Consider the following 10,503-nt stretch of genomic DNA (forward strand, 5'->3'; position numbering starts at 1 on the left):
TTAAAACGTGATGTTTACACCAAAACTGTAAGTAGCCGTGACGGGATAATTTGTGGCATCACCATTCGGTCTTTCAGGATCCCATCCCGGCGGCATGTCGTGCAAGGTGAACAGATTATCACCTGAAGCAAATATCCGAATACGGTTTGCTTTTATTCGGTTAGCCCAATTGGCTGGAAAGGTGTAACCAAGCTGCAGGTTTTTCAGGCGGGCGTAGGCCGCATTATAGACCCAATAACTGGAGTTTTGAAAGTTATTGTGCGTGCGGTCTGCAATAAGTCTTGGATACGCAGCATCCGGATTATCGGGTCTCCAGGCATCCAATTGCCAAGTGTTTATTTTGCCGGCATTGAAAAAAGCCCAAGCCGCATCACGGGCTAGCATCACATCTGCTTTGCCTACACCCTGAATAAGAAAGCTCATGTCAAACCCTTTGTACTGTGCCCGGTAATTAAGCCCGAAGGTGTAGCGGGGGATGATATTGCCGATGATGACCCGGTCGTCCGGCCCAATTGCGCCGTCGCCACTTACGTCATCATAGCGGATGTCTCCCGGGGCGTATATTCCAATATGCTGAGGCGCTGTTTCCACTTCCGCCTCATTTTGAAACAGGCCAAGCGCCCGGTAGCCGTATAGTGCGTTAATAGGGTATCCTTCCTGATTCACCGTATAGGACCCAATAATTGGCCCTGCACCTCTCAGGTCGAGCACTTTATTGGCCACATTGGACAGGTTGAGCTTTACCTGGTGATTGAAGCGCGCATAAGCCTGTTGGTACGACAAGCTTAAATCCCAGCCACGGTTTTCCACTTTACCGGCATTTTGGTAAGGTGCCGTAAGACCTATCGTTGCCGGAATAGGAAGCTCCAACAAAATATCATCGGTTTTTCTGAGGTAATAATCGAAGCTGAGATCAAAGCTGTTGTTCAAGAAAGTCATGTCTATACCAACATTGGAAGAAGTTGTGCTTTCCCATGTAATTTCCTCGTTGGCCATAGCCAGCTGAGCCGCGCCATCCAGTGGAGCCCCTCCGTTCACATAAGATTGCCCTAAGTTGACGACCGATGCGGCGGGGTAGTTTCCGATCAGCTGATTGCCCAACATCCCCCAGGAGGCACGTAGTTTCAATGTATTGAAGAACGATACGCTTTGCATAAACGGCTCATTGGATAGCAACCAGCCAGCAGAAAAACTGGGGAAAGTACCCCATTTTTGTCCTTGGGCGAAGCGCGAAGATCCGTCAATACGTAGGTTGGCCTCTAATAAGTATTTATCAGCAAAGCTGTAATTCATACGCCCAAAGCCTGACCGTAGCGACCATTCTGCTGCTGTGCCTGAATTGGTCATGAATTCAACCGAACCAGCATTGAGTTCGGTATATTGCGGAAAAGGATACCCTTCTCGTTTTGCCCCGAAATTGTTGGCCTGATAAGCGATCTGTTCATAGCCCGCGACAGCACCTAGTTGGTGTTTGCCTAATCGACGCTGGTAACGAGCCAATAACCTAAAGGTGTTCTCCCAGGTCTTTCGGTAGCTTTGTTCGAGATAGGCACGAGCAGGCACAATAAAGGTTGGTGTTTGACTGTCTACTTCGTATGTTTCTACCGCATTGACAAAGCGCTTACTTTCTGTTGAACTGAACTGGGGCGTATAGTTCATTTCCAAATCAAGCCCCTTCAAAGGTTGATAATTAAGCTGTAGTGTCGGTCGAAGGAAGCCATAGATCGTTCTGTCGAAGCCTCCCTCTGTAACCTGCGCTAAGGAGTTGAATCCGTTCATCCCTGCAGCCCAGCGCCCGTCCGTATAACGTGATGCGTAAATAGCCGGCAAACGGTTGACATTAATGATGACATTTCCGTCGTTGGCAGCAATATCGGTCGGTGCGTAACGGCCGTTAAGCAACAGTGAAGCCTGCAGGCGGTCGGAAATCTTCATCTTGGCATTGAAGCGAAACGAATATCTTTGCGCATCATAGCCCGGAATAAGCCCCTCTTGCTTTTGATAACCCATAGACCCCATCACATTGACTTTTTCTCCTCCGCTAACGCTCAGGTAATGACTTTGGGTGAACCCGGATCCGCTATACACTTCTTTTTGCCAATCCACGTCCGGGTAGTGGTCTGGATCGGTCTCTTTGTGTTCGAGATATTCCGCTAAGTAATCTTCGGAGTAGAGCGGATCACGCCCCATATTTTCATAGGCTTCATTCAATTTAACCATGTAGGTATAGCCGTCCGTATATTCGGGAAGTTCCGTAAAGCGCTGCCAGCCAATATAGTTGTTGTAGTTGACCTGCAGATTTTCGCCCTTACCCTGCTTGGTTGTCACCAAGATGACGCCGTTAGCCGCTCTGGATCCGTAAATCGAAGCCGAGGCCGCATCTTTCAGAACAGAAATCGAAGCGATGTCATTCGGATCAACGCCGTCTATTGCGCCTTCAATGCCATCAATCAATACCAGCGGACTTGCATCGCCTAGCGTACCAATACCTCTTACGCGCAGCGAACCACCGTCTGCACCTGGCCGACCCGATTGCTGGGTAACGGTAAGTCCGGGTGCGAGCCCTTGGAGGGCAGCCGATGCCCGTATGATAGGTCTGTTTATGAGTTCCTCCCCCTTCAAGGAAGAAATAGAACCGGTGAGGTTCTCCTTCTTTTGGGTGCCATATCCCACCACAACCACCTCATTTAGCGATCGTAAAGCATCCTCTAGCTGTATTTCAATTGCCATCCGGTTAGCGATGGCAACCTCTTTGGTCTGATACCCCATAAAGCTGACCACCAGTATTTCCGGATTTCCGGTTACTGCGAGCCTATAGCGCCCGTCGCTATCCGTGGTTGTCATCTGGCCGCTACGGTCTTTCACAGCCACCGTAGCGCCTGCCAGCGGTTCTCTGCGGAGGTTGGTAACCCTGCCGCGTATGGAACGCGGCTGTTGTGCTTCGGTGAGGAAGACGATACCGTCCCGCTCAAAGAAGGTGATGTTGTGCCCGGCCATCATGGTTTTCAATATAACGGACAACCGTTCGTTGGTAAAGTCGGCTTGACCGACTGATAAATCATAGAGTCCGAGCTCATCCGTGAAAGCAAATTCGGCTCCAGATCTGCGCTGCAAATCCAGCACAGCCTCGTGGAGGCTCATGTTGGAGAATGAAACACTAACCCGTTTTTCCAATGTCTGCGCCCGGCCGGGTGCTGCCTGGAGGCAGGTCGCTGCGGCTACGAGTAGGACATTGATGACGGTAAATATTCTCATATATGTATAAGTCAGTGAAAGAAATTTATCCATAGTTATTTATACGCCTCAAAAGTTTTCCTACTTTTGAAGGTCGGTGATTTAATATTTGAGTTTTAATGCTTTGTAGACATGGCGGCAGAATAGGGTTCGAAGCTTTCCGCTGCCACACCGATCCGGCAGGAGCTGCACTGTGCAGCCCTGCTTTTCTTTATACTAGTAAATAATGATGCGCTCCTCGCCCTCCTTTCTGTATTTTCTGCCAATAAGCGTACATAAATGTTCGAGTGCCTGCGTTGCCGGGCGATCACTACGTATCGTCAGGTTATACCTGCCGTTCCGTACGGCCGGATCCTCGCTTTCCAGCTGCAGACCGTATAGAGTTTCGAAAGCCTGCGCCAGCTCGATAAAGCTCGCTCTATCCAGCAGGGTGCGTCCTGTTGTCCAACTGCGGATGTCTCCCGAAGTCCGCCCTAGGTCAACCTGTCCGGAGGCTTTATCATAGTTCAGTTGATCGTTTGGATTAAGCTCCGTGATTAAGCCGTCGCTATCCGATATACCGACATGCCCTTCGGCCACAGCAACCTGTATATGATGCGTATTCTCGTAGGCATTGACGTTGAACGAGGTGCCCAGTACGCGCACTTCCAGGTCGGAAGCACGAACCGTGAAAGGTCTGGCACTATCGGGCTTGACATCGAAGAAGGCTTCGCCGATGAGCTGTACACCCCGATCTGTTCCGCCGAAGCCCTCTGGAACGATCAGGATGGAGTTGGCATTTAGGAAAACTTCCGAACTATCTGGGAGCAGGGCTTTTTTTAGTTGCCCCGGGCCGGTGGTAATTTCCACTGCTGTTTGGGTGCCGAGATGACCGGTGGGGCGATCGCCATACAGACGGTACAGGAGAAATGCTGCGGAGCAGACCACTAGGATTGCGGCGGCGGCCCGTAGCCAAGTATTCCATTGTGCCGGACGATTCATCTTTCCGGTGGCCAAGGTGCTGGCAATCACCCGGGCTTCATAGTCCTTCCGGGCAGACTCGTCGCATAACCAAGCGGCCGGCTTTTCCTTCTGATCGAAGGAATCATACCAACGTTCCAGTATATATCGTTCTGCGGGTGTTGCTTTATTTTCCCGATAGCGGGTAATCAGTCTTTTTAAAAATGATAGCTTCACGCGATGTTAATTTTGTCCTAAGGACGAACAGACACCCGCCGAAGTATATTTCGGAATAATAAATAAAAGATTAATTTTTTGTTAAGAGGTGAATCAGTGTCAGGATGAGCGTACGGTTGATGTCGGGATATCGGGTTGCTATCGCTATCCGCAGCCTGCGAGCCAACTCGGAACTGTAGCTTTTTACGGTCTGCTCGGAAAGCCCCAACGCCCCGGCGATCTCTCTGAGAGAATAATCTTCCCCCCGAAGCACAAAGATCCGTTGCATGTTTTCCGGTAATTCGGCGACGGCCTGCGAAAGCATGTCGCTCAGGTCTTTAGCGGCGAGCATGTCCAGTACGGATGTCTGCATTTCTTCCAGACGATCCAGCAATCGCTCAGCGGCCTTGCGATGCAGCACTGAACGGCGGATATGGTCAAAGATCCGGTTGCGCAGGGCAACATTAAGGTAGGCGGTCAGTGAGCCTTCAATGTATAGCTTTTTCCGCTTTTCCCAGATATCGATAAGCAGGTCCTGAACAATATCTTCCGCATCTTCCCGATTGTCTAAACGGTTGAACGCCTGTTGCAATAACCGATGGGCATGATCCCTGACCAACGTTTCGTAGGCATTCACAACCCCTGAACGCAGGGCTTTGACGAGCATTTGATCGGATGGATATGTACCACTGGTTGTCATGAACAGTAAAGATTCAAGTCTGGACAAAGATACCCAGATGAACGGTTTTTTTCGTTTTGGTGGGTGTTATTTCTATATTAAATTTCGTTGGAATACGCTCCTTTAGTACCTGGCTTGGCTTAAAATAAGTGCAATTAAAGAAAACAAGTTCTCTCATCGTCTTATCACCCGATAGGCTACAACGAAGCTCACCACCGGTAATAAAAATATAGCATAGCGCAGCAAGTAATTGCTGGCGCTATTCCGGGTCGACTCCTTTCCGCTATATTGGAGTTTGCTGGTGCTGTCTACGGTATACTCCTCTGATTGATGGTTCACACGGTACTCCCACCCTAATAAACGACCCGAGAGCGTACGCAATCCGTTATCGGGGTGGTAGGAGAAAGCCGAATCGGAAGCGAAGTACCAATACCGAAAAGCACTGTCCGAGGCGGAAGCCGTATGTGTATAGGCAAATCCATGTTGCTCCGCGCTGTCCATTCTTTTGCGCATCGTATAGCACGATGATGTTAATAATAACGTCAAGCACGCTATCGCGTGTATAGTCGCCAGCTTTCTCATCTCCCACCTCCTATCCAATCGGCCAAAGCATATATCGTAGACAGATGTCGCCGTTTAGACTCCACCCGGTCGTTGCTGTTGCCTTCTATGGTAACGAGATAGTTGTTTCGCGCTTCTTTTACCAGACCCACGTGGTTTATCCGCCGGACACCTTGACCATAGATACCAAAGACATCGGCTGGCTTTATCTGCGTCAACGTAATGGGACGACGACAGACATCGCTCCTGCAATATGTGCGGGCATTTGGGAACAAGGCCGGGCTCCAGGGGTTGCGGGGTTCGGGCAGTCCGGCTTGACCATAACACCAGCTCACGAAGGCTGAACACCAGGCATAACCTTTACCCAAACCAGTATACCGGAGATATTCCTCTACCCTATCGCCATCGTTATTACCTGTGGCTTCCCGTACACCGATTTCGGCCGAAGCAATATCGATAATTTTTTGCCTGATGCCTATAGGATGATGGACAACGCCCACAGCACCGCAAAAAGCGATAAGAACAAGACCGAAAAATAGATGATACATTGTTGCCATGATGTCAGTTGATTAAAATGGTAATTGAATTCTTTACGGAATGCCTTGAAGGGCTGCCAAAGAATTTCCTGCAACCAGAGGCTACAGAAGATGGCTGCCATGCCTACCAACAGGCCAAAGAGCCATACCGATAGGATGCCGATATCGAGCACGCCTGCGGTGGGATCTACGAACTGTAAGATCGTACCGATAAACAGGAATAATGCTAGCATCAGCAAGACGACAATCCCTATTTTGTGTTTTCCAGATAGTTCCCCTGCCATATCCTTGATGAGCCAAGGGGTGTTTGTTTGAAGTGTTTTCATTTTTTCTATATTGATTTTAGCTTCTCGACGTATTTCTCAAGAATAAGGGCAGACCGATTGGTCTCCCCTTACCCTAACTATGGATTTACATCTCTGTCCTCGCCATAGGCTTTAATCACTTCCGTGATATTCTTTGGCGTATCCATCATGGTGATCCGGTAGATAGCATCCGCATAATCTGTGTTCTCAGTACTAGCTGTGTACTTCCATCCCGTGTTTTCCTCGTCGGTAGGCTCGGCCTGTCCCGCTTCGATAACTGTTTCATCCTGATCAAGGATCTCGAATTCTATTGCGGTCACTTTCAGTATATCCCTTACCAAAAACGTGATCTCGTCGCCGGCGTTCCCTAGATATCCGCTATCGTTCAGCAACCGTACTTCTGGGCGTGCAAAAAAATCTTTGAACGCTACATTGTACGCCGTTTGGTTTATAGTGGCTTTCTTAGCGTAAGCTTCTTTCAACTCCGGATCCTGTATAGCTTGTTTAGCATATAGGGATGCGTTTAGGAAGCGGTTCTGCACCTGTTGTTGCTTTGGGGTAAGCTCACGACCTCCCGCTACCACGCGAGGACGCTTTGCGATAATTGTTTGATCTCCTCTTTGACGAAACACGAGGTTTCTTCCTACTTTGCCTGATGCGCCCTGCATCACGACATTGTCTCTTGATTTTGCCATTTTTTTTAGAATTATTTGTTTAAAAATTATTACTGCTGTAAGCACTTCCGGGTACCCATTCCTCTGTCTTACAGAAGCAAAGGTTCATAATAATTTTTACAAATCAATAGTAATCAGATGGTTGCGAAGTATTACGAAGGATTATGAAGGAAAAAGACGTTTATTAAAATCCTTTTTATAAAAAAGGATTCAAAAAAATCGTCGCTGCGGATAATTGAAATAATGGGTATTGCAAGGGCAGATTTATACAGTCTTCAAATATCCGGATGACCTTTTGTGTTAAAAAGGGTATTGTGCTTTTATTCTGTGATGATAACTTTGATAAAATACCTTGTTTTTGTTAGGTATAGCTTGTTCTTTTCTTGGGTGTTTCTTGTGCTTAGGCAGGGTAGTGATTGTTCCTTTGTTGGGTTGGGCTGGGGTCATTCTTGGGTCATTGTTAGGTGTTTCTTGGGTTGTTGTTAGGTCATCCTTGGGTGGAACGGGATAAAGTATCCCGGAAGATACGCGCCGCATCTGCCGGGAAAAACATTATCAGCTAGATCTGTGTATCCGAATAGCCTCTAATATCTCATTTTCCAAGTAATAATCCTTACCGTTTAGGCGATAGGTAGGGAAGATCGTGCTTCTTTTTAGCTGGAAGAACTTTGTATCTCCGACTTTAAGAATACCTTTCAGGTCGGTGTTATCCAGCAATTGGTCTTTGAGTGGCGGGGCAACCCGGTCCAAGAGATTTGTTGATAGGTTTTCAAAACGCTGGTTCAACTTCTCCAGCAGCTCGATTGTTTTTTCGAGCAATTGCATTGTCTTTTGAGCATGCTTATTCATTTTCTTTGTTTTTTGTTGCCCCATCCATAATAGAGAACACCCTTTCCGGTCTGTTAGACAGGCTACTATAGATGGAGCGGTTGTTTAACCATAGAACGCCGTACAGTTTAGTTTACGGTTATACCGCCGTGTGTAATTCTACAGCTGCTACCCGATCGTGCAGCCCCTGGAAATATAGGTTTCGTTGCCGTTCTGCGCCCATGCTGAGCGCGAGCGACTTATTGACTGTCGCATCGAACCATTTTGCACCTTCTTCCACAAATTCAGGCTGCCCCGTGCTCATGCTATTGATGATTTGGAGCTTTAAGGTCAGCGACGAGCCACTGCCATCGCTGAGCATCATATAAGGCAATCGATTTAGGCTTTCGTTCTTAAAGAACTCAAATTTGACACCGGGATCTTTTTCTCCACTTTCGGCCAGGGTGCGGAAGCCGTATAATAATTCTTTCAGCTGGCCTAGCAACATCGCCACCGTTTCGCTGCGTTCAAAACAGTTCAGGTCGTGCTTTCCACCGATACTGAAAAGCAGCATGTCCAGCACGTGATCATCCCAAACCTCTACCGACTGTATCCGATCATACGCATCATTGATACGCCGAAATATAGGAAGGAGACCCTGCTCCCGGAAGCTATCCAGATACACCTCGAAGGACGTGTTCACAACCTTCATATCATATGCATAGGAATAAAGCTTAAATGCCGTCAGTTCGGGAAAACGCATATAATGAAAAATAGGTATATCATCTGCCACGAAATAGATCTTGCTTTCCGGTATAGCCGCAGCGCTCTCCAGCATATCGGTCAATCCCTGAATATAGCGCAAATAGTTCTCTACGCTCGGATAGTCGAGTCGGATATACTTGAAGCTTACGTCCTGATCCGGATCCCTAAACAGTTCATGTCTAGAAATAGAAAATTTCTTTATGAGTTTCTGCAGCTCAGAATAGCGTAATTGCGTGGAACCGTTAAGGCGTCTGCGTATGTTCGACTCCTCAACACCCAAAATATCGTTCATGGCCTGTTGGAAGTCTGACGTGTTCTCAAATCTTCGCTCAATAATCTTAAAAAGTGTTTCCTGATCTATCATAATAAGCAGGCGTTTAGTTATACAGTTGGTTAAACAGCCTAAAGATAAAACTTTTATTTCAGGATAGCAAGTCTAGATCGAAACTTGATCGATCAGCTGAGAAAACTAGATAAAAATGCAAGTTTCAATTGGTTTCGTATTTCTATCGCTTCATTTCAGACGATTTCTGCCCCGAACAGCTCAATCACAGCCCTTTCCGTGCATATTTTACACTTATGGCAAACAATCATCTAGTCAAGATGTAAAAAACGCTTAAAGATAACCCTCAGCATTGAATTTCCGCATAAAAATCGATTATATATTTCTGGCTTTCCTATCGTACTTAGCAGCATAAAACCCAAAACGGAAGGTTATGGAAATAAAACAATACGATAGCATGGAAGAACTGTTGGGCGGCAGAACGTCCCGCTACTTTGCAGAAGCTTTTCGACATTATCACGTCCCTATGGACATGCTCACGGAAAGCGGTAACACTATAACGGGCATGATAAACGTGTGCTACGATGGTCCCGCACGTCCGCGGAACGAAGATGTTCATTTGGGAAGTCTCGAATATACCGCACTGGTGATGCGCCTGGGCGGGCATGCGCTTAACCGGTTAGGGATGATAGCCCCTTCAGACATTGCCCGTGGCTTCGCTTCTTCTGTAGATGTGAAGATCAGTCGCAGCTTAGGTACAGGTCAGATTCCGGTCCGCTGTCGCTTGCTGGCAAGCCGTAACGGATTAAACTGTGTACAGGGTACCTGCAGTACCATCGAAGTGGATATCGGCGGGAATAGATGCAAAGTGACTATCGACCACCGTGGAGGAAAGCGCTACCTCGTTCTGCCCGAAGCCCAAAAGATGGCTGATACCGATGGTGAGACACAACTTTACGGTACGGGCTACCGCACCCGAGGACTCCATATTAGCGACGTGGCAATTGACATTTCACAGCGGTTTATCTGTGCAACATTCGAATATGACCCGATGTTTTTAGAGGAAACCTACGAAGGCATCGGCACGGCCCGTCATATGTTGCTTCCTACCGAAAGTATCCAGCTTTTCGGGCAGCTTATGCAGGCGCTGCTTTACCAAATGGATAGTACAGACCGGGAAAGTTGTCCGAATATATGGCTACGTACCATGAGCCTGCGGTGCCAGCGACCGCTATTTGGAACGAGCGGACACGCATTTGTCCAGTTCGACCGGATCCAAACCATCGTCTCGGGTGGCATCACCTGGCAGATCATTGATCTTACGGGGCAGGTCGGCAACTACCATGGTAGGTTCCGTGTAGCACACAAAAAAGACAAAGTGTATGTCTTCAAACTAAATTAGACACATAGGTCAAATTCCTTAAGGAGTATTTTGCGTTATAAATTTATTAATTTTTGATGATTGTACAATTTTCTTCTTTGCTGTATTGAATCGGCTTTTATG

The 10,503-nt window shown here is 47.6% G+C and carries 10 protein-coding genes; 1 reads left to right on the forward strand and 9 read right to left on the reverse strand.

Annotated features, from left to right (window positions below; translation table 11 throughout):
- The 9 genes from G5B43_RS03980 to G5B43_RS04020 form a co-directional block, all read right to left on the reverse strand.
- A complete protein-coding gene (locus G5B43_RS03980; protein ID WP_165293388.1) occupies positions 1-3,288 on the reverse strand; it encodes a SusC/RagA family TonB-linked outer membrane protein in 3,288 nt (1,095 codons plus the stop codon).
- Positions 3,289-3,450: 162 nt separating this feature from the next.
- Positions 3,451-4,410 (reverse strand): FecR family protein, encoded by a 960-nt coding sequence (locus G5B43_RS03985; RefSeq protein WP_165293389.1) that lies wholly within the window; start codon positions 4,408-4,410, stop codon positions 3,451-3,453.
- 70 nt (positions 4,411-4,480) lie between these two features.
- On the reverse strand, positions 4,481-5,056 hold the full coding sequence (locus G5B43_RS03990; RefSeq protein ID WP_165293390.1) for an RNA polymerase sigma factor: 576 nt from the start codon (positions 5,054-5,056) through the stop codon (positions 4,481-4,483).
- A 186-nt stretch (positions 5,057-5,242) separates the two neighbouring features.
- A complete protein-coding gene (locus G5B43_RS03995) occupies positions 5,243-5,581 on the reverse strand; it encodes a hypothetical protein (protein ID WP_165293391.1) in 339 nt (112 codons plus the stop codon).
- A gap of 65 nt (positions 5,582-5,646) precedes the next feature.
- Complete coding sequence (locus G5B43_RS04000; RefSeq protein WP_240904721.1) at positions 5,647-6,186, reverse strand: CHAP domain-containing protein; 540 nt, start codon at positions 6,184-6,186, stop codon at positions 5,647-5,649.
- The gene (locus G5B43_RS04005; RefSeq protein WP_165293392.1) at positions 6,105-6,491 is read right to left on the reverse strand and encodes a hypothetical protein; all 387 of its coding nucleotides are present in this window, start codon (positions 6,489-6,491) and stop codon (positions 6,105-6,107) included. The genes G5B43_RS04000 and G5B43_RS04005 overlap by 82 nt, the downstream gene beginning before the upstream one ends.
- A gap of 77 nt (positions 6,492-6,568) precedes the next feature.
- Positions 6,569-7,165, reverse strand: a complete 597-nt coding sequence (locus tag G5B43_RS04010) for a hypothetical protein (protein WP_165293393.1) — start codon at positions 7,163-7,165, stop codon at positions 6,569-6,571.
- 534 nt (positions 7,166-7,699) lie between these two features.
- Complete coding sequence (locus G5B43_RS04015) at positions 7,700-7,993, reverse strand: hypothetical protein (RefSeq protein WP_165293394.1); 294 nt, start codon at positions 7,991-7,993, stop codon at positions 7,700-7,702.
- Positions 7,994-8,111: 118 nt separating this feature from the next.
- On the reverse strand, positions 8,112-9,080 hold the full coding sequence (locus tag G5B43_RS04020) for a hypothetical protein (RefSeq protein ID WP_165293395.1): 969 nt from the start codon (positions 9,078-9,080) through the stop codon (positions 8,112-8,114).
- Between the two features lie 352 nt (positions 9,081-9,432).
- On the opposite strand from G5B43_RS04020, the gene G5B43_RS04025 reads away from it, so the two are divergent.
- On the forward strand, positions 9,433-10,401 hold the full coding sequence (locus tag G5B43_RS04025; protein ID WP_165293396.1) for an AvrD family protein: 969 nt from the start codon (positions 9,433-9,435) through the stop codon (positions 10,399-10,401).
- Positions 10,402-10,503: the final 102 nt, after the last annotated feature.

It is taken from the genome of Sphingobacterium sp. SGR-19, from assembly GCF_011043555.1.
GTDB lineage: Bacteria > Bacteroidota > Bacteroidia > Sphingobacteriales > Sphingobacteriaceae > Sphingobacterium.

Excerpts from the sequence above, each read along its gene's own strand:
- G5B43_RS04005 (WP_165293392.1), bottom strand. The coding sequence starts at position 6,491 with ATGAAAACACTTCAAACAAACACCCCTTGGCTCATCAAGGATATGGCA.
- G5B43_RS03990 (WP_165293390.1), bottom strand. The coding sequence starts at position 5,056 with ATGCTCGTCAAAGCCCTGCGTTCAGGGGTTGTGAATGCCTACGAAACG.
- G5B43_RS04020 (WP_165293395.1), bottom strand. The coding sequence starts at position 9,080 with ATGATAGATCAGGAAACACTTTTTAAGATTATTGAGCGAAGATTTGAG.
- G5B43_RS04015 (WP_165293394.1), bottom strand. The coding sequence starts at position 7,993 with ATGAATAAGCATGCTCAAAAGACAATGCAATTGCTCGAAAAAACAATC.
- G5B43_RS03995 (WP_165293391.1), bottom strand. The coding sequence starts at position 5,581 with ATGCGCAAAAGAATGGACAGCGCGGAGCAACATGGATTTGCCTATACA.
- G5B43_RS04010 (WP_165293393.1), bottom strand. The coding sequence starts at position 7,165 with ATGGCAAAATCAAGAGACAATGTCGTGATGCAGGGCGCATCAGGCAAA.
- G5B43_RS04000 (WP_240904721.1), bottom strand. The coding sequence starts at position 6,186 with ATGGCAACAATGTATCATCTATTTTTCGGTCTTGTTCTTATCGCTTTT.
- G5B43_RS03980 (WP_165293388.1), bottom strand. The coding sequence starts at position 3,288 with ATGGATAAATTTCTTTCACTGACTTATACATATATGAGAATATTTACC.
- G5B43_RS04025 (WP_165293396.1), top strand. The coding sequence starts at position 9,433 with ATGGAAATAAAACAATACGATAGCATGGAAGAACTGTTGGGCGGCAGA.